The following is a 19,440-nucleotide window of genomic DNA, read 5'->3' as shown; positions in this document are numbered from 1 at the left end:
CTTCATACCAACCCCTCCAATGCTGCCGGATCGAACCCCGTGCCTGCGGACAAAGAAACACCCTCTTTGCTCATCCGGACTTCGACGCCAGCCGCCAAAAGTGCGGATTTTAATCGGTCCACTTCAGCGAAATCCTTGGTCTCCATGGCAGTGGCGCGGGCCTCGCTCAGCGCGGCTTCATAGATTGATAGGTCTACGCTATCCCAGCCGCACAAATCGTCGGTCATCAAGCCCATCACACGGGCAGAGGCCAACAAACCTGCCGCATCCCCTGCGCCTGCCATTTTGTGCAACGCGGCAATGGCCCCGGCGGTATTCACATCATCACACAGCGCTGCGATCACCTCAGGGGCCGCGGTCGCGGTGGGATCAACGCCCGCCGTGAGCGCCCGCCACTTGCGCAACGTTTTCGCGGCGTCCTCGGCTTTCCGCTCGGTCCAGTCCATCGGTTTGGCGTAGTGCGTAGACAGGAACACAAACCGGATCACCTCACCCGGAACGCCCTTGTCCAACAAATCCCGCACAGTAAAAAAGTTGCCCAAGGATTTGGACATCTTTTTGCCCTCCACCAGCAACATTTCATTGTGGAGCCAAACGTTCGCAAAACCCGCGCCGGGGTTGGCACAACACGATTGTGCGATCTCATTTTCATGGTGCGGGAACATCAGATCGTTGCCACCGCCGTGGATATCAAAAGTCTCGCCCAACAATTCATAGGCCATAGCGGAGCATTCGATGTGCCAGCCCGGACGTCCCCGACCCCACGGACTGTCCCAACCGGGCGTCTCAGCGTCCGACGGCTTCCACAGGACAAAATCCATTGGATCGTCTTTGTAGGGTGCCACTTCTACCCGTGCGCCTGCGATCATGTCATCCACGGACCGCCCCGAAAGCTGGCCGTATTCGCTATAGCTTGCGACCCGAAACAGCACGTGCCCCTCGGCCGCATAGGCATGGCCTTTGGCGATCAAGTCTTCGATCATCGCGACCATCTGCGGGATGTATTGGGTGGCGCGAGGCATGTGCGTGGGTTCCAGCGCGCCAAGCGCCCCCATATCGTCCAAATACCAGCTGATCGTTTCATCGGTGATGTCGCCAATGGCCCGTTCCGACTGGGCGGCACGCGCATTAATCTTGTCGTCCACATCGGTAAAATTCCGCACGTAGGTGACGTGGTCGGCGCCGTAAACCTCTTGGAATAAACGGAAAAGAACGTCGAACAGGATCACGTTTCGGGCGTTACCAAGGTGGGCGCGATCATAGACCGTGGGTCCACACAGATACATGCTCACTTCGCCGGGCGTCACCGGTTCAAAGGGCTCAACTTTGCGCGTGAGCGAATTGCGCAAACGGATCTGGGGCGCCGTCATGGCCGGATCTCCTTGTCAGGGGCGAGCACATCCACCCGCCTGCCGCGCTCGGTTATCAGGTTGCGCTGCATCTTAAAACCCGCCGCCCGCTTCCACCGCTCAGATCGCGCTGAAAAAGGTTTGCAAATCATTAATTCTCCAATAGGTTGTATTTCATGTTAGCTGCTGACGTAGATACACATTGTGCGAGCCTGCGGGGCACTACGCTGGACTTCCCTTTCGGGCCTGAAATCAAGGTCTGGAAAGTCGGGAGCAAAATGTTTGCCGCCTACGCCACAGATGGCTCAGGAATATCCGTAAAATGCAGGACAGCCCACAGCGCCTCGGTCCTGATTGAATTGGGCAAAGCGACCCAACCTCCCTACCTACGTGAAGGCGGTTGGGTCATGATTGGCTGGAATCGCCCCCCTTATGAGATCATGGACCGGGTGACCACATCCTATGAAGTCGTGCTGTCCACCCTGTCGCCCTCGCGACGGCTAAGCGCAGGCAGCGCCGCACGTTAACACCCCGACGGCTTGGTTTGACATGGGCGCGGCCCCGTGGCTTTGTGTGCGCGAATTACAGTGGGGGACGCCGCAATGAATGTATCACGCAGGTTGAGTGGATTGAACGGCGGCGGCTCCGACGGGTGGGGTGTGTTTTACAAAGCGCGCGCCATGAAGGCCGCAGGCGCGCCGGTAGTGGAACTGACCATCGGAGAGCATGACATTCGCACAAACCCCGCGATTTTGGATGAAATGCACAAGGCGGCCAGTGCAGGTCACACGGGCTATGCCGCCATACCGGGTACCGCCGATTTGCGCGCTGCGGTGGCTGCAAGAGTACAGGCCCGCACGGGCGTCCCAACGGGACCGCAAAACGTTGTTATCACACCGGGTGGTCAGTCTGCACTCTTCGCCGCACATATGGCAGCACTCGACCCCGGCGAGCGCGCGATGTTCTTAGACCCCTACTACGCGACCTATCCCGGTACGATCCGCGGCGCAGGGGGCGTGGCCGTGCCCGTTCCCACCCGGTCGGAGGCTGATTTTCAGCCCACTCGTGCGGCCCTTGATGCAGCCTTGGGTGACACACCTGCCCGCAGCCTTTTGATTAACACGCCCAATAACCCCACGGGCGTGATCTATGGCCCCGAAACGCTGGGCATCATTGCCGATTTCACCCGCACCAACGACATGTGGCTCATCTCAGATGAGGTTTATGACACCCAAGTGTGGACCGGTACGCACCTGTCGCCGCGCGCATTGCCCGGCATGGCGGAGCGGACCTTGGTCGTCGGTTCAATGTCCAAGAGCCACGCGATGACAGGCTCTCGGGTCGGGTGGCTGGTCGGGCCCGAGGATATCATCGCGCACCTCATCAACCTGTCGACCCACACAACCTACGGCGTGCCGGGGTTCTTGCAGGATGCCGCCCTCTGGGCTTTGCGCCAAGGGAATGCGTTCGAAGCAGAAATCGCCGCACCGTTCCAGCGACGCCGGGACCAGACGCTGGCCCAGATTGGCTCCCAAGACGTCGTGCGCGCCCTGCCGTCCGGGGGCGCGATGTATCTGATGCTGGATATCCGCGCCACGGGGCTCAGCGGTGAGGCGTTTGCAGATGCCTTGCTAGACGCCCACCACATCGCAACCATGCCCGGCGAAAGCTTTGGTGCATCAGCGGCAGGTCACATCCGGCTCGCGCTGACGGTGGATGACGCGGCACTGCGCTTGGCGGTAGACACGCTTTTACAGTTTGCAGCGGAACTGGCATCCGAAGCTGCCTAGACCCTCGGCAGTAAAACACTAGAAGTCTGAAAACGACACTTTGTCGCTTCTAAGCGCGCGGCGCAGGGAATCGCATGCATAGCTGGCACCATGAGCCGCAAGAAAAAACACCACCGCGATAATGATTGGAAGATCGCGCTTGTGAGCCGCACCATCGGTGCGGACAGGGGACGTGCGGCGCGGGGCAGACCAAAGATGGGTTGATCACCCTTCCCTGCCCTTATCCCAGATTGAGATCAAACATGAATGCAGAACCCAAACGGCGCAGCCCGCGCGCCGGCGGCCGTGCCGCGCGTCATGCGCTGCGCGCAGCCCCCCTTGCCGCAGATGTGACACCTGTTCGCGCCGGACTGCCCGGTGGAACGTTCAACCCACTCAGCCAAGATGACATCCTAGCCATCCACGAAGCCGCACTTACAGCCCTAGAGGAAATAGGTCTGGCAGATGCCCCACCCTCTGGCGTGGAGATCATGACCCGCGCAGGGGCCACGTTGGGCGACGATAAACGGCTGAGGTTCCCTCGCGCATTGGTGATGCAATCGCTCGAATTGGCTGCGCGTGAAATCACGCTCATGGGGCGCGACCCGGTCCATGATCTGCACCTAAGCGGCAGCAAAGTGCACTACGGAACAGCCGGTGCAGCGGTACACATGGTCGATGTTGAAACCGGCACCTACCGGGAAAGCACCCTACAGGACCTTTATGATGCGGCCCGCATTGCGGACCGGCTGGACAACGTCCACTTTTTGCAACGGCCCATGGTCCCGCGCGATATTCCCGACGCACAGGAAATGGACCTCAATACGCTTTACGCCTGCGTTGCTGGCACGACCAAGCATATCGGGACCTCATTTGTGGATGCCGTTACTGTCCCCATGTGCCTCGACTTCTTGCGCGAGGTTGCAGGCAGTGATGAGGCATGGCGCGCACGACCCTTTGTGTCGAACTCAAATTGCTTTGTCGTCCCCCCCATGAAGTTTGCCACAGAAAGCTGCCTTGTGATGGAGGCCTGCATTGAGGCCGGCATGCCTGTTTTACTCCTATCGGCGGGCCAAGCGGGCGCGACGGCCCCTGCCCCGATCGCGGGCGCAATTGTGCAGGCCGTGGCGGAGTGCCTAGCGGGCGTGGTCTATGTAAATGCGATGGCGCCGGGGCATCCGGCGATTTTTGGCACATGGCCATTTGTGTCCGATTTACGCACCGGGGCGATGTCCGGTGGCTCGGGCGAGCAAGCGTTGTTGACCGCTGGCTGCGCGCAGATGCACCGTTTTTACGGGCTACCTGGTGGGGCTGCTGCTGGCATTGCCGATGCCAAGTTACCCGACATGCAGGCGGGCTGGGAACAAGGGATTTCCAACACGCTGGCAGGCTTGGCCGGGTTGAATATGGTCTATGAGGCTGCGGGAATGCACGCCTCTTTGCTCGGGTTTTGCCTTGAAAGTCTGATTTTGGGCGATGACCTGATCGGGCAGGCCCTGAGGTGTGTGCGCGGAATTGAGGTCAATGCCGACACCCTTGCGTTGGACACAATGCGCAGCACCTGCCTCGCTGGGCCCGGCCACTACCTAGGAACGGATCAAACGCTCAGGTTGATGCAGACGGAATTTATCTATCCCGCGCTGGCGGACCGCAGTTCTCCCAAGGAGTGGGAGGAAAACGGTCGCCCAGAATTGCTGAAAAAGGCGACGGCGCGCAAAGAGGAAATTCTTGGGCAGCGATCTAACGCAGTTTTCGATCCCGATTTGGACGCACGCCTGCGCGCCCAATTCCCGGTCAAACTGCCTGTCCAATAACCGCTAGGCCGTGAGGCTTGCTGCCTCGCGCGCCAACGCCTCGATCCCGGTCCAATCCCGCGCCGCAATTGCGGACGCAGGCGCGACCCAAGAGCCACCGACACAGACAACGTTGGGCAGCGCCAAATAGCTGCCCGCGTTCTGCGGGGACACACCGCCCGTGGGGCAAAAGGTGATTTGTGGAAGCGGGCTGGCCAATGATTTCAACGCCGGTGCACCGCCTGCGGCTTCAGCCGGGAAGAACTTGAGCATATCATAGCCCTGCTCCAGCAAGGCCATCGCTTCAGTCGCAGTGGCCGCCCCGGGCAAGAGTGGCAGGCCGTATTCTTGGCACGCCGCCAAAAGATGAGGCGTAGCACCCGGTGAGACACCAAACTGCGCACCTGCTTCCTTAGCGGCTTTTACGTCGGCTGCGGTCAGCAGCGTGCCCGCACCAACGATGCCGCCCTCAACCTGCGCCATCTCACGAATGGCATCGAGGGCTGCGTCTGTGCGCAATGTGACCTCAAGCGCGGGCAAGCCGCCGGCCACCAAAGCCCGAGCCAGATCAGCGGCGGTATCTGCGTCGTCCAGCACGAGGACGGGCACGACGGGCGCTGCGGCACAGATGGAGCGGGTGGCGGAGGATTGTTCGAGAGGGGTCATAGCGTGATCCTGTATTGAGAGGTCGGGTGCCTCCGGCGGGAGTATTTTAGGGACAAAGGAGGCGGGGCGCGCTAGACAACCACGCCCGCGCCTGTGTCGGCACTGCCGGCCGTTTGGCGGAAGATATCAAACAGTTCCCTGCCAATGCCGGATTGATTGGCGGTGAGGTCGGGGTGGGTGATCGGACGGTCTGCGACACCGGGTGTCAGGACTTCGAGCACCCCGTTTGTGGCATCCACACGGACGATGTCGCCATCTTGGACTTGGGCAATCACACCGCCATCAAGCGCCTCTGGCGAGACGTGAATCGCAGAGGCGATTTTGCCAGACGCGCCGGACATCCGCCCATCGGTTACGAGGGCGACGCGCTGCCCGCGCCCTTGGAGGATCGATAGGACTGGGGTCAACCCGTGTAGTTCGGGCATGCCATTGGCCTTGGGGCCTTGATAGCGGACGACGATCACCACATCATCGGTCAACGTGCCCGCCTTGAAGGCGGCTTTGACCTGTTCTTGATCCTCAAACACACGCGCCGGTGCCTCAAGACTATGGTAGGCTGGATCAACAGCGGAGACTTTCATCACCCCGCGCCCCAAATTGCCCGAAAGCTGTTTGAGACCGCCGGAGGGCTGGAAAGCCTCTGACGCGGAACGGAGGATCTTGGGGTTGAGCGTCTCTCGTGGGCCAGGCTCCCACGCGACGCGGTCGCCGTTGAGTTTCGGCTCCGTTGCATAGTTGGACAAGCCAGGGCCTGCGACTGTTTTAACATCCTCATGCAGATGCCCAGTCTGCAGCAGATCGTGGATGATGTATGCAAGGCCACCCGCTGCGTGGAAATGGTTCACATCCGCCAAACCATTGGGATAAACCCGCGCCATCAGGGGCGTTGCCTCTGATATGTCGGCGAAATCTTGTAGATCAATGATGACACCAGCCGCACGTGCCATGGCGATCATATGGATCACAAGGTTCGTCGAACCGCCCGTAGCCATCAACCCTACAAGGCCGTTCACAATCGCCTTTTCATCCAGAATATCACAAACGGGGGTATAAGCATTCCCGAGGCCGGTGATCGCAGCTGCGCGTTCGGTGGCAGCATCCGTCAGAGCATCACGCAGCGGTGTGCCGGGATTGATAAAGGACGCACCGGGCATGTGTAAGCCCATGAACTCCATCAACATTTGGTTCGAATTGGCCGTGCCGTAGAAGGTGCAGGTGCCGGGACCGTGATAGCTGTCCATCTCAGCCTTCATCAGAGTGGCGCGATCAATTTCGCCCTTGGCGAATTGCTGGCGGATCATCGCCTTTTCATCGTTTGGCAACCCCGAAACCATTGGCCCAGCGGGAACAAAAATGCCCGGTAGATAGCCAAAAGTTGCGGCCCCAATGATCAGGCCGGGTACGATCTTGTCACAGACCCCAAGGTAGAGGGCGGCATCAAACGTGTTGTGCGTCAGCGCGACACCGGTCGCCAAGGCGATCACGTCGCGCGAAAAGAGCGAAAGCTCCATCCCGACCTGCCCTTGCGTGACGCCATCACACATGGCGGGCACGCCACCGGCAATTTGCGCGGTGGCCCCAACCCTGCGAGCCGCATCTTTGATCCGGTCAGGATAATCCTTGAACGGTTGGTGCGCCGAGAGCATATCGTTGTACGCCGTCACGATCCCGATGTTGGGCGCGCGCTCAGCGACCAGCGCATCTTTGTCATCGCCCATCGCGGCGTAGGCATGGGCTTGGTTCGAGCAAGACAAATGCGCCCGGCGCGGGCCGTCTTCGGCAGCGCGGCGCATACGGTCCATATATTGGGTCCGGGCGGATTTAGAACGCGCCACAACACGCTCAGTAATGGCGGCAATTGTGTCGTTAACAGGCATGCGTCTCTCCTCTTTCGTCACCGCCAATTACCAATGTTAGCGCTAACGGTCAACCCTCTGAACACGGGTTATGATCAGACCATTGGCTCCATCAACACATGCTCGCCCTCGTCCGTGATATCAGTGTAAAAACAGACCCGCCGATTGGTGTGACACGCAGGTCCGGTTTGGCGCACCAAGGCCAGCAAACAATCGCGGTCGCAATCGACACGAAGCGCCTCAAGAGCTTGGGTGTTGCCCGAGCTTTCGCCCTTGACCCAAAATGCCTGACGTGAGCGAGACCAATAGGTTACGCGCCGTGTTTCAAGTGTTTTGGTGACGGCCTCGGCATTCATCCATGCCATCATCAAGACCTCATGGGTGTCGCAGTCTTGGGCGATCACAGGGATAAGCCCTTGTGCATTGTAGGTCAGGGTAGCAGGGTCAAAGGCCATCAGGGTGCTCCATTGCAAAAGTCCATAAACAGTCTATCTATGGCGAGGCGCGGGCGCACCCCCTTTTGTCCAAAACATCAAGGCATTGGCCGATGAGCGATACAGACCTGATCAAGCTTTACAGCGGACGAATTTTGGCACTCGCAGCCAATATGCCCCATACGGCACGACTGACCGCGCCACAGGCGACTGCACGCAAGCGTTCGCCGATGTGCGGGTCGATGGTGACCGTGGATCTGGCGATGCAGGACGGGCGCATTAGCGAATATGGCCAAGACGTTAAAGCCTGTGCCCTTGGTCAAGCTGCGGCGTCTGTTGTGGGGGCCGGGATTATCGGTCGCACGATAGATGAGGTCAGTGCAGCACGGGCACAATTGGTTGAAATGCTGCGCAATGAAGGCCCTACCCCGGATGCGCCATTCAACGAGTTGGAAGTATTGCTGCCCGCGCGCGAATACAAGAACCGCCATGCGTCGATCCTGCTGGCATTTGACGCAGCCCTTGAGGCCGCCGAACAGATCGCGCTAAGCGAAACAGGTGGATCGCATTTAACGGCTCCGTAACTGATCTGCGCCTATGGTTTGAAAAGAAACCACGGGAGATTCGTAATGGTCGCTTTGCCCGAGGGCCCTGAATTAGGCGTACAGACCACAGAAATTGATACCGCCGCCGTGACCCGGCTTGCCGCCCTTGCCTCCCGCACGGGCTACGATGTCGTGGATTTGGCTGGCTTCTTTGATGAGGTAGACGGCCTCGCCCAGAACCAGATGATCAGCCTAAAGGCCGCGCGCAGTGGTGCACAAGATATTGAGACCGCGAACCAAGGCGTCATCGAAACGGTCGTTTCGGTCACCCAAGCTGCGACGGAAACTCTAGAGAAGGTAAAAGCCTCTTCAGCGTCGATCGAAGCATCCCTGGATACGACCAAAAACATGGCCGCCTGGGTCGCAGGCATAGAAGACCGCGTGGCTGAGTTAGACGCCACGCTAAAGTCGATTGTGCAATCGAATGGACAGATCACAACGATTGCCAAACAGGTCAACATCCTCGCGATCAACGCCACGATTGAGGCCGCGCGCGCAGGTGACGCCGGCAAAGGTTTTGCTGTTGTCGCCGATGCGATCAAAGACTTGTCTCGTCAGACCGCACAGGCGGCTGCAGGCATTGGTGACAACATCACCAACCTCGGTGATTGGACGACCGCAATGCGCGTGGACGCCCAGACAACCGCGGAACAGACAGCCCATTTGGTCGACGCTGCCGATAGCACGCACGCGGCCCTGCGCGATATCACCCATAGCACCGAACGCACCCATCAGGACGCGACCAACATCTCGGCCCGCGCCCGTGATGTTGAGGCCGCAACCGCAGCATTCGCCGCCCCGTTCAAACTGATTGAGGCGAGTGCAACAACCGTGGGGGACGGAATTACCAAGGCGCGCGGCCGGCTTGAAGGAATGGTAGATAGTTGCGAAAAAATCGTCCAAGCGACCACTGGATTGGGCGCAGAGACCCCGGACAGCGCCTTTATCGCGGCTGGAATGGATATGGCAGAACAGATCGCCGATATTTTTGAGCAGGCGATTGAGGCTGGCACCATTTCGCAAAGCGATCTGTTCAGTCACCAACTGACCCCGATAAGCGACACCGCACCGCAGCAACACATGGCACCATTCACCAACTTCACCGACCAGGTCCTGCCGCCAATTCTAGAAGCGGCCCTCCAAATCGATGCGCGCGTTGCATTTTGTGCTGCCGTGACGCGAACCGGGTATCTGCCCACACACAACAAGAAGTTCTCAAACCCCCAAGGGCATGATCCAGAATGGAACGCTGGCAACTGCCGAAATCGCCGAGTGTTTGACGACCGTGTTGGCCTGAAGGCGGGTCAGAACCAAGACCCCTTCCTATTGCAAGTGTATCGCCGTGACATGGGCAGCGGAGAGTTCATCCTTATGAAAGACCTTGCCGTTCCGATCACGGTGCAGGGTAAGCATTGGGGCGGATTGCGAATGGGCTACAAATTATAAAAAACCGCCGCTCTCCGAAGAGGCGGCGGCAAGCCCGCTGATTTTCACATGGTTTTTACGTCCAGAGGCAGTGGACGAGCAGAAGTCAGCGCACCGAAGGGGGACAGTTGTGCGCTTGGGCAAAATCAGCGGCAGAAAACGATCGCTCAGAAAAACGAGGGAAGATGCAGCGCGCCCAGCACGAGGGCGACAAGCCAAACTCCACCCAGCATATCCATCATAAGCTGTTCAGGGGCGCGGCGGATCATAGACACAAGGTTCGTCATAGGAGGCTCCTTTAGGCTTTATTCATAAGTGTTGTCACTTTGTTCTCATATACACACACGCATGTAAAGAACTTTATGAGAACATTCATAAGGGAAGCGTCGAAGTCCTAACCAACCGAAATCAATTGGATCGCCCGATCTTGACGCAAAAGCCATAGCAGCTGCCGCGCAGCGAGGCCCCGAGGGCTTTTCAACTCAGGGTCATCATGAAGAAGTTTACGCGCATCAGATTGTGCAATCGCCATCAGATCAGCCTGTTGTTCCAAGTCCGCAATTCGAAACCGAGGAACGCCGCTTTGCGCCGTACCAATCGCATCTCCCGCCCCGCGCATTTGTAAATCTTGCTCTGCGATAAAGAACCCATCTTCGCTGTCGCGCAAAGTCCGCAAACGATGCTCCGCTATTTTAGACAAGGGCGCTTTGTACATCAAAACGCACGTAGAGGCCGCGGCCCCACGGCCCACCCTCCCCCGAAGCTGGTGTAACTGGGCCATCCCGAACGTCTCAGCCCGTTCGATCACCATAATCGAGGCATTGGGCACATCAACACCAACCTCAATTACTGTTGTTGCCACCAAAACCAACAATTCACCGGCGGCAAACGCAGCCATGGTTGCGTCTTTTTCGCTGGGAGGCATCTGACCGTGAACCAGCCCAACCTTTCCCTCGCCCAACTCAGCGCGAAGAAGTTTGAAACGCGTTTCTGCAGAGGTCAGGTCCACGACCTCACTCTCCTCAACCAGCGGGCAAACCCAATATGCCTGCCGGCCCTCTTCAATTGCTCCGCGTAAATTTCCGACGATTTCATCCAGACGAGTATGTGCCGCAAGAGCCGTTCGAACTGGTGTCCGACCGGGCGGCTTTTCATCCAAAACGGACACATCCATATGACCATACTGCGCCAACGAAAGGGAACGCGGGATTGGCGTCGCAGTCATGACCAACATATCAACGGCGCGGTTCTTCTCCCCCAACATCTGACGCTGAGCAACACCAAATCTGTGCTGTTCGTCCACAATCGCGAGGCGAAGATCAAAGAAAACAACATCCGGCTGGAACACGGCGTGCGTGCCCACCAGAATGTGAATGTCGCCCGCCGCCAGTGCCGCAAGCTTTGCACGTCTTTCAGCCCCCTTGTCACGGCCCGTTAATATTTCAACCACAATGCCGGCTTCTTCCGCCAAAGGACGCAGCCCTGCCAGATGTTGGCGCGCCAGTATTTCTGTGGGTGCCATCATGACCGTCTGCCCGGCAGCCTCTACAACAGTGACCATCGACAAAAGCGCGACCAACGTTTTGCCCGCCCCCACATCGCCCTGCAAAAGCCGTGACATCCGAAGCGGCCGGGCCAAATCAGCAGCGATTTCCTCCACGGCGCGGGATTGCGCGCCCGTGGGCGTGTAGGGCAAAGCCTTCATAATTTTCGCAATCAGGGCACCCGATCCATGCGATGCGATCCCCGGTTGCGCCCGATCCCGCGCCCGCGCGAGCCCCAGCGTCAGTTGGTGTGCAAAAAACTCATCATAGGCCAAACGAACGCGCGCCCCGGGATGCGCGTCATCCTCAGGCGTCGGGCGATGTACCATCATTAAGGCCGTGCGCCAATCAGGCCAAACGCGTTGTTCCAAAAGGGAACGATCGATCCACTCCGTCAGGACTGGCGCACGCGCCAATGCGTCACTCGTGGCCTTGAACATAGCCTTTTGCGTGATCCCTGCCGTCAGCGGGTAAACCGGCTCAAATGTCGGCAACGATCCGGCCTCGTCCGGCGCCACCACATGATCCGGGTGCGACATCTGGATGCCACCATCAAAGTACTCAACCCTGCCAGAGACAATACGACGTGCGCCAACCGGCAGAATTCGTTCAAGATAATCGGTACGTGCATGAAAAAAGATGAGCGTGAAATCGGTCTGGCTGTCGTGCACTTCTATCCGGTAGGGACGGCCACGACTGCGCGGCGGAATATGCGCGCTCACCTCAATCTCAGTGGTCACAACGGCTCCAGTTGGCGCCCCTTGCACCGTCGACACCGGGCGCCGATCAATGATGGAACTTGGCAGCGTTAACAGCAGGTCAATGGGCGCCTCAACGCCCAAATTCGTCAACGCCTTCGCTGTTTTTGGGCCAATACCCGCAAGAGTTTCGGGGCTGGCAAACAGCGGGAAAAGAAGCTCGGGACGGCTGCTCATGCTTGGCTCAGAGCCAGCCACGCGTCCTCATCAAGGATCTCGATGCCCAGATCTGCAGCCTTTTTCGCCTTGGACCCTGCACCAGGGCCAGCAACCAAAATATCCGTTTTGGCAGACACCGAACCCGACACTTTCGCTCCCATACGCTCCGCGCGGGCCTTGGCCTCTGCCCTTGTTTGTTTTTCGAGCGTCCCCGTAAACACGATCGTTTTGCCTGCGACTGGGCTTCCGTCACTGGCCGGGGCTTCAACCCGCTGTACATCCAAGTGCGCCACAAGCCTGTCGATGGCGGCCCGTTCACGTGGGTTGGAAAAGGCTGTGACCAAGGCATGCGCCATCACGGGCCCTATACCATCGATGTCGATCAAGTCTGTCCACGCCGCGCTTTCGGTGTTGGTTGCGGCATCCATCGCAGCGACCAAGCGGGGCCACGTGTTGTAATGGCGCGCCAACAGATTGCTCGCCGCCTCACCGGTGTGACGCAATCCGAGCGCAAAGATGAGCCGATTAAGTGGGATTTTGCGCTTTTCATCGATGGCGGCAAACAAGTTTTCAGCAGAGCGATCCCCCCACCCTGTCTTGTTTTTCAACGCCTGAAGGCCTGAGCCGTAACGAGCCTTAAGCGTGAAAATATCCGCAGGCTCAGAAATCCACTCATCCCGGTAAAATTGCTCAACTTGCTTTGCACCCAACCCTTCAATGTCAAAGGCAGCACGAGACACAAAGTGCTTTAGCTTTTCAACAGCTTGCGCGGGGCAGATCATACCACCGGTGCATCGGCGCACGGCGTCACCTGCCTCTCGCTCCGCCTGTGATCCGCACTCGGGACACAAAGTCGGAAATTCAAAAGGTAGAGCACCTTCAGGTCGGCGGGACAGATCGACGTCTTTGATTTTCGGGATCACGTCCCCTGCGCGATAGACCTGCACCGTGTCGCCGACGCGAATATCGCGGCCATCACGAATTTCAGCACCTTGGGCGTTTCGACCCGCAATGTAGTCTTCGTTGTGCAGCGTCGCGTTCGACACCACCACCCCGCCCACAGTCACCGGAAGCAGCCGTGCAACCGGACTAAGCGCCCCTGTCCGCCCAACTTGAATGTCGATGGCTTCGATTTTTGTCCACGCCAATTCAGCGGCAAACTTATGAGCAATAGCCCACCGCGGCGTGGTCGAGCGTAGGCCAAGTCGGTCCTGATAGGCCAGATCGTCAACTTTGTAGACCACCCCATCAATATCGTAGCCGAGGTCGGCACGCTGTTCTTCGATTTTATGGTAATGCGCGATCAGGGCGTTGGCACTGCTATCGCGTTGCGTGAGGGTGTTGGTACTAAACCCCCACTCGGCCAATTGCTCAATCGCGGCAGCCTGTGACGTCGCGATTGGGGCCGACGTTTCCCCCCAAGCATATGCGAAGAACCGCAACGGACGGCTCCGAGTGACGCCCACATCCAACTGCCGCAAAGACCCCGCAGCTGCGTTGCGGGGATTGGCAAAGGTTTTTGCCCCAGCGGCTTCTTGTCTTTGGTTAAGAGCCGCAAAATCTTGGTGGCTCATATAAACTTCGCCGCGCACTTCTAGAACTTGAGGCGCTGAAGCTGGCAAAACGTGGGGAATATCCGCGATTGTTTTCGCGTTTTGCGTCACATTTTCACCGATGGCCCCGTCACCGCGCGTGGCCGCCTGCACCAACTGGCCATGTTCGTACCGCAACGACAGCGACAGCCCGTCGATCTTTGGCTCAGATGTAAACCAAAGCGGCTCGTTCGCGTTTAGCCCCAGGTACTTACGGATACGTTTTACGAAATCGTGAACGTCTTCGTCTGTGAATGCATTGCCAAGTGACAACATCCGCTGTGCATGTGTGATTTTGCCAAAGCCATCCGCCGCAGGTGCGCCAACACTAGCAGAGGGACTGTCTTGTCGAACAAGGTCTGGAAAGCGTGCTTCAAGCGCCGCATTACGTAGGCGCAAGGCATCAAACTCCGCGTCCGACATAATCGGCGCGTCTGATTGGTGATAAGCGCGGTTGGCCTCGCGCAAAAGTGCCGCCAAGCGTTCCAGCTCGGCGGCAGCTTCTGTCTGTGTCAACGCCTCAAGAGTGTCATCAAGCTGCATAGTATCCCCTCCGCTCATCACGGTAGTGATAGGAGGGTGTTGCCCGCTTTTCCAGTCCGCGTCGTACGATTAAGCGCCGATGGCGATTGGTTTCGCCGATTCATCCTCAACCGGGTCGCGCAACACATACCCACGGCCCCAAACCGTTTCGATATGCGTCTCACCGCCGGTGGCCTCGGACAGCTTTTTCCTAAGCTTGCAGATGAACACATCGATGATCTTCAACTCTGGCTCATCCATGCCGCCATAGAGGTGGTTCAGGAACATCTCCTTGGTCAGGGTGGTCCCTTTGCGCAGGGAAAGCAGCTCCAGCATCTGGTACTCTTTGCCTGTCAAATGAACCGTCTGATTGTCCACATCGACTGTCTTTGCATCCAGATTAACCGTCACCCGGCCTGTCTTGATCACCGACTGGGAATGACCTTTCGACCGCCGGATAATCGCATGAATACGCGCCACCAACTCTTCGCGGTGGAACGGTTTGGTCATGTAGTCATCGGCCCCGAATCCAAACCCTTTGAGTTTGTTTTCGGTATCGTCGGCACCAGACAAAATCAGGATCGGTGTTTCAATCCGACTCATTCGCAATTGCCGCAACACCTCATGACCGTTCATGTCCGGCAAGTTCAGATCAAGCAGAATGAGATCGTAGTCATACAGTTTGGCGAGATCGATCCCCTCCTCACCCATGTCTGTGCAATAGACGTTCAGGTTTGCATTCGTCAGCATCATTTCGATGCTTTTCGATGTCGTAGGGTCGTCTTCAACCAACAAAACGCGCATCTCAAATCTCCATGTTTGCCCCCGGCGTTAACGAGAGATTGACTCGAAATGGTTAACTACTGGTTACTGTATGGCCAAATAGACAAAATCCTAAGTAACATTACCGAAATCGCTGTATTTGAGTGGTTTTCAGCCCAGAAACCCCATGGGCCGACACACCATAAACCCAAGACGCATACTCTTCTTCTGTCAAAGAATAGGCCTCTAACGCCTCTTCCAGTGTCAATAGTCCAGACTGAACCCCGATCACGACCGAGGCTTTTCGGCTGGCAACCCAGCGACGGGTATTGGGCGAAGGCAGGTCTTCGCGGGTCATCTGGCGGCCATCCGGCAGTGTGACAGAATGGGGTTGTTTAGGGCGTCGAATAAACATGTTAACTATCTCGTGTGCTGTTTCCGCACCCACATGCAGCCTAATGTTTTAAGGACAAATGAAGTCATCCCTTGAGAATAGTTCAGATTTTCATATATCTGCGCAGAGTTTCCCGGAGATTGCCGCATGCCCCTCGACAAGAGTTTGAATTCCCTCGGATTTGCAAAATCCCCCGCTGACACACGCGTTGTCGTGGCGATGTCGGGCGGCGTGGACAGCTCCGTTGTGGCCGCGCAACTGGCCGAAGAGGGCTACGATGTCGTCGGTGTTACACTCCAATTGTATGACCACGGTGCGGCCTTAGCCAAAAAAGGCGCGTGCTGCGCAGGCCGTGACATTCACGACGCGCGCCGCGTGGCCGAGGATATGGGCTTTCCGCATTATGTGCTGGATTATGAAAACACCTTCCGCGAGGCGGTGATCGATGAATTCGCCGACAGCTATCTGGGCGGGGCCACACCTGTGCCCTGTATTCGGTGCAATGAGCGGGTCAAATTCAAGGACCTCCTCGAAACAGCCAAAGACCTAGACGCAGATTGCATGGCCACAGGTCACTATATCCAACGCAAGATGGGCACCGCAGGGGCCGAGCTGCACTCAGCCGCAGATGCAGCGCGGGACCAAAGCTATTTCCTATTCTCCACGACAGCAGAGCAACTTGACTACCTGCGTTTCCCTTTGGGGCACCTGCCCTCCAAGGAAGCGACCCGTGCACTGGCCGCAAAATACGGGCTGAGCGTGGCGGACAAGCCAGACAGTCAGGACATCTGTTTTGTGCCCAATGGCGACTACGCCGCCGTGATCGAAAAACTGCGCCCCGGCGCGGGTCAACCCGGCGATATCGTCGACACAGAGGGCCGCGTCTTGGCCAGCCACACCGGGGTGATCAACTACACCATTGGTCAACGTCGTGGGCTGGGTATCGGCGGCTTGGCCGATCCGCTCTATGTGGTCAAACTGGATGCAGACACAAAGCAAGTCGTCGTCGGCCCCAAGAGCATGCTCGCCACCCGGTCAGTCCCTGTGCGTGAGATCAACTGGTTGGGTGACACGCCCCTGACCGCGCGGGATGAATGGCATGTCGGCGTCAAAGTGCGCTCTACGCGCCCCCCGCGTGAGGCGATCATTCGGCCCATTTCAGCCACCGAAGCGACGGTTGAACTGATGACAGCCGAAGAGGGCGTCAGCCCCGGGCAGGCGTGTGTGTTCTATGATCTCGACAGCAGCCGCATCTTTGGCGGTGGCTGGATCTGGCGCGGCAACTAAAAATCAGCCGCCACACGTGTGTCGCGCAAGGGTCGCACCCGGCGAATACTTTCTTGGTACAATGGATGCGTGCGATAGGCCGTCAACGCGGCCTCATCCGCAAACTCACCATAGACCACAACATCCACCCGCTCCGTCAGCGGGTCGGTGTTGCTGCTTTGCGAAACGTCGAAATTTTGAACACCGGGGATGCGCCCCAATATCTCTAGCCCGTCCATGATCGCCGGAAGGTCCGCTGGATCTTTCGCTGTGAAAAACACAACATGGCGAATAAAATCACGGGCGTCTTTAGGGTCAGTCATTCGTGTCCTCCTTTAGGCCTTGATAGCCTTGGCGCACATGATCCGGCAAGCAGATGCACCATGAAAAAGGGCGCCAAACGGCGCCCCTTTATAGTGTCTAGCGATCTTAGCTCCGGCCCTTCCAAGGTACGAGCCAGTTCTCCGCTTTGCGCATCAAGATATCGATCCCAAAGCCGATGATCCCGATGAGGATAATCCCCATCACCACGATGTAAGTCTGTTGGAACTTACTCGCGGCGGTGATCATCATGCCGGCACCCACATTCGCCGCAACCAGTTCAGCCGCCACAACGGTCCCCCAGCATACGCCCATCGCAACGCGCGCCGCCGTAAAGATCTCCGGCAGGGAGTTAGGCACAATCACATGGCGCAGGATTTGCCATTTGGATGCACCCAGCGAATACGCCGCATGAACCTTGGTGATGTTCACACCAGACACCCCTGCACGCGCGCCAATGGCCATGATCCAAAGGGCCGCAAGGAACAGCAGAACGATCTTGCCGGTTTCATCAATCCCGAACCAGATGATGATCAGCGGGATCAATGCCAAGGGTGGCACTGGGCGCATGAACTCAACAATTGGGTCGAACCAACCGCGGAACCAGTTGCTTAGGCCCATCGCGTAGCCAAGCGGAATACCCACCAGCGCGCCTAGGGCAAAGCCACCCAACACCCGGATCAGCGACCAACCAAGGTGCTCAACCAAGGTAAAGTTACGGAAACCATCGGTTGCAACTTCGACCATCGCCTCAACCACACGCTCAGGCGATGGCAGGTACAGGGGCTGCATCTGCAAACCCGTCGCGGGGATAAAGTTGAGAGAGCCTTTATCGGTCATGTTGACCTGTCCATCGGCCACGCTGACGGAGCCACCGGGGGCAATCGCCTCACCGTTCACAGCTATAATGGCATAGCCGTCTTCTTTGGAACCAACATCGTTGGCCTGCACCCGGATCAGCTTGGAGCGCCACACACCGACTTCGTCGCTGTCGTTCAGGGCAAAACCCTCACCGGGGGCGACTTCTGGTGGTTCAACTTCGGTACCGACGGGGAATACGATAACCCGGACTTCAGCATCGTCCGTCTCACCGGCCGCGTTTTGCGCAGTGTATTCGAACGATGTTTCACCCTCAAACGGGCCAGGCACATGAATCGGAGAAATCACGGAGCCCGTAAACGCGCCCCAAATCAAGAACAGGACGACCACCGAAATAACCGAAGCAAACCGATTAGGGCGGACCGCACTTTCATCCCCAAATGTCACCGTCTTTAGTGAGGTGAAATCCTTGGGGCGGCTTTTCGCGGTGAGCGTGTTCACAATCACCATCGAGGCGACGAACAACGCCACATACGCGAGCAGAATAACAAGAGCAGTCATTTATACGTCCTCCGCCCGACCCATGATTTCTTCTTCCATCTCCCAGATCATGCCAAGGATTTCCTCACGGGTTTCGGCAAACCGAGGGTCCTTTTTGACATCGCGCAGATCCGAGTTCACACCCATCTCTGCGAACGGCAGACGATATTCCTTGTGGATACGGCCAGGGCGCGGAGCCATGACCAGCAAACGCTCACCCAAAAGCAGCGCTTCCTCCACAGAGTGCGTGATCAGGATCACGGTCTTGCCAGTCTCCTTCCACAGCTTCAGCACAAGGCCTTGCATCTTTTCACGCGTCAACGCGTCCAGCGCGCCAAGCGGCTCATCCATCAAGATAACGTCGGGGTCATTTGCAAGACAGCGGGCCAAAGCCACACGCTGCTGCATCCCGCCGGACAATTCGTAGATAGCCTTGTCCTTAAAGTCGCCCAGACCTGTGATTTCCAACAGGTGGTCCGAACTTTCGCGGCGCTCAGCCTCTGGCGTACCCTTCATACGGGGGCCAAACTCGACGTTGTCGCGCACTGACATCCATTCGAACAAAGCGCCCTGCTGAAACACCATTCCGCGTTCGGCGTCAGGGCCATGAACCGTGTGATCGTTCAGAACGATCTTACCTTCGGTTGGCGCCAGAAAACCTGCGACAATGTTCAAAAGCGTCGTCTTACCGCAGCCCGAAGGGCCCAGCACACTCATTAATTCGCCTTTTTGAAGCTGAAGGGACACATCCTTCAATGCTTGCACATGACCTCCGTTAGGAAGGTCAAACCGCATCGAGAGGTTCTCGATTGCGAGCCCGGTGGTCATCGGGGTCTCCAATTCTGAAAAGGTCAGACAATAGAAAA

The 19,440-nt window shown here is 57.8% G+C and carries 17 protein-coding genes; 6 read left to right on the top strand and 11 right to left on the bottom strand.

Features of this window, described 5'->3' with window-relative positions; all coding sequences use genetic code 11:
- Positions 1-2 precede the first annotated feature (2 nt).
- Positions 3-1,370 carry a cysteine--tRNA ligase gene (gene cysS, locus AC4GMC_RS03340; RefSeq protein WP_487876806.1) on the bottom strand — a complete coding sequence of 456 codons (1,368 nt, stop codon included), beginning with the start codon at positions 1,368-1,370 and terminating at the stop codon, positions 3-5.
- A 155-nt stretch (positions 1,371-1,525) separates the two neighbouring features.
- Here cysS and AC4GMC_RS03335 point away from each other — a divergent pair, with 155 nt between their 5' ends.
- The 3 genes from AC4GMC_RS03335 (at position 1,526) to AC4GMC_RS03325 (ending at position 4,932) form a co-directional block, all read left to right on the top strand.
- Positions 1,526-1,876: an MmcQ/YjbR family DNA-binding protein gene (locus AC4GMC_RS03335; RefSeq protein WP_487876805.1), complete on the top strand. Its 351-nt coding sequence runs from the start codon at positions 1,526-1,528 to the stop codon at positions 1,874-1,876.
- A 75-nt stretch (positions 1,877-1,951) separates the two neighbouring features.
- A complete protein-coding gene (locus AC4GMC_RS03330) occupies positions 1,952-3,139 on the top strand; it encodes a pyridoxal phosphate-dependent aminotransferase (RefSeq protein WP_487876804.1) in 1,188 nt (395 codons plus the stop codon).
- 242 nt (positions 3,140-3,381) lie between these two features.
- Positions 3,382-4,932 carry a trimethylamine methyltransferase family protein gene (locus AC4GMC_RS03325; RefSeq protein ID WP_487876803.1) on the top strand — a complete coding sequence of 517 codons (1,551 nt, stop codon included), beginning with the start codon at positions 3,382-3,384 and terminating at the stop codon, positions 4,930-4,932.
- A 3-nt stretch (positions 4,933-4,935) separates the two neighbouring features.
- On the opposite strand, the gene eda is transcribed toward AC4GMC_RS03325, so the two are convergent.
- From eda to hisI, 3 genes are all read right to left on the bottom strand, one after another.
- The gene (eda, locus tag AC4GMC_RS03320; RefSeq protein WP_487876802.1) at positions 4,936-5,577 is read right to left on the bottom strand and encodes a bifunctional 4-hydroxy-2-oxoglutarate aldolase/2-dehydro-3-deoxy-phosphogluconate aldolase; all 642 of its coding nucleotides are present in this window, start codon (positions 5,575-5,577) and stop codon (positions 4,936-4,938) included.
- Positions 5,578-5,648: 71 nt separating this feature from the next.
- Entirely contained in the window at positions 5,649-7,454 is a 1,806-nt protein-coding gene (gene edd / locus AC4GMC_RS03315) for a phosphogluconate dehydratase (RefSeq protein ID WP_487876801.1), read from the bottom strand.
- Between the two features lie 74 nt (positions 7,455-7,528).
- Positions 7,529-7,888 (bottom strand): phosphoribosyl-AMP cyclohydrolase, encoded by a 360-nt coding sequence (hisI, locus tag AC4GMC_RS03310; RefSeq protein WP_487876800.1) that lies wholly within the window; start codon positions 7,886-7,888, stop codon positions 7,529-7,531.
- Between the two features lie 92 nt (positions 7,889-7,980).
- Between hisI and AC4GMC_RS03305 the strand changes: the two genes are divergently transcribed.
- Positions 7,981-8,451 (top strand): iron-sulfur cluster assembly scaffold protein, encoded by a 471-nt coding sequence (locus AC4GMC_RS03305; protein ID WP_487876799.1) that lies wholly within the window; start codon positions 7,981-7,983, stop codon positions 8,449-8,451.
- Between the two features lie 45 nt (positions 8,452-8,496).
- Positions 8,497-9,918, top strand: a complete 1,422-nt coding sequence (locus AC4GMC_RS03300; RefSeq protein WP_487876798.1) for a methyl-accepting chemotaxis protein — start codon at positions 8,497-8,499, stop codon at positions 9,916-9,918.
- Positions 9,919-10,291: 373 nt separating this feature from the next.
- On the opposite strand, the gene recG is transcribed toward AC4GMC_RS03300, so the two are convergent.
- From recG to sciP, 4 genes are all read right to left on the bottom strand, one after another.
- Positions 10,292-12,376: an ATP-dependent DNA helicase RecG gene (recG, locus tag AC4GMC_RS03295; RefSeq protein ID WP_487876797.1), complete on the bottom strand. Its 2,085-nt coding sequence runs from the start codon at positions 12,374-12,376 to the stop codon at positions 10,292-10,294.
- Complete coding sequence (ligA, locus tag AC4GMC_RS03290) at positions 12,373-14,493, bottom strand: NAD-dependent DNA ligase LigA (protein ID WP_487876808.1); 2,121 nt, start codon at positions 14,491-14,493, stop codon at positions 12,373-12,375. Before ligA ends, recG begins: the two co-directional genes overlap by 4 nt.
- Positions 14,494-14,562: 69 nt before the next feature.
- Positions 14,563-15,276: a response regulator transcription factor CtrA gene (gene ctrA, locus AC4GMC_RS03285; RefSeq protein ID WP_487879043.1), complete on the bottom strand. Its 714-nt coding sequence runs from the start codon at positions 15,274-15,276 to the stop codon at positions 14,563-14,565.
- Between the two features lie 100 nt (positions 15,277-15,376).
- Positions 15,377-15,649: a CtrA inhibitor SciP gene (gene sciP / locus AC4GMC_RS03280; RefSeq protein WP_487879044.1), complete on the bottom strand. Its 273-nt coding sequence runs from the start codon at positions 15,647-15,649 to the stop codon at positions 15,377-15,379.
- A 126-nt stretch (positions 15,650-15,775) separates the two neighbouring features.
- Between sciP and mnmA the strand changes: the two genes are divergently transcribed.
- Positions 15,776-16,915, top strand: coding sequence for a tRNA 2-thiouridine(34) synthase MnmA (gene mnmA, locus AC4GMC_RS03275; RefSeq protein WP_487877683.1), 1,140 nt, complete (start codon positions 15,776-15,778; stop codon positions 16,913-16,915).
- Here the strand turns inward: mnmA and AC4GMC_RS03270 are convergent.
- The 3 genes from AC4GMC_RS03270 to AC4GMC_RS03260 form a co-directional block, all read right to left on the bottom strand.
- On the bottom strand, positions 16,912-17,217 hold the full coding sequence (locus tag AC4GMC_RS03270) for a Dabb family protein (RefSeq protein ID WP_487877677.1): 306 nt from the start codon (positions 17,215-17,217) through the stop codon (positions 16,912-16,914). The two genes, mnmA and AC4GMC_RS03270, sit on opposite strands and share 4 nt — an antisense overlap.
- Positions 17,218-17,323: 106 nt before the next feature.
- Positions 17,324-18,595, bottom strand: coding sequence for an ABC transporter permease (locus AC4GMC_RS03265; protein ID WP_487877678.1), 1,272 nt, complete (start codon positions 18,593-18,595; stop codon positions 17,324-17,326).
- Entirely contained in the window at positions 18,596-19,402 is an 807-nt protein-coding gene (locus tag AC4GMC_RS03260; RefSeq protein ID WP_487877679.1) for a taurine ABC transporter ATP-binding protein, read from the bottom strand.
- Positions 19,403-19,440: the final 38 nt, after the last annotated feature.

Source organism: Thalassobacter sp., assembly GCF_982993085.1.
Note: the sequence above shows the minus strand (reverse complement) of the source record. Positions and strands in the feature narration are given on the sequence as shown.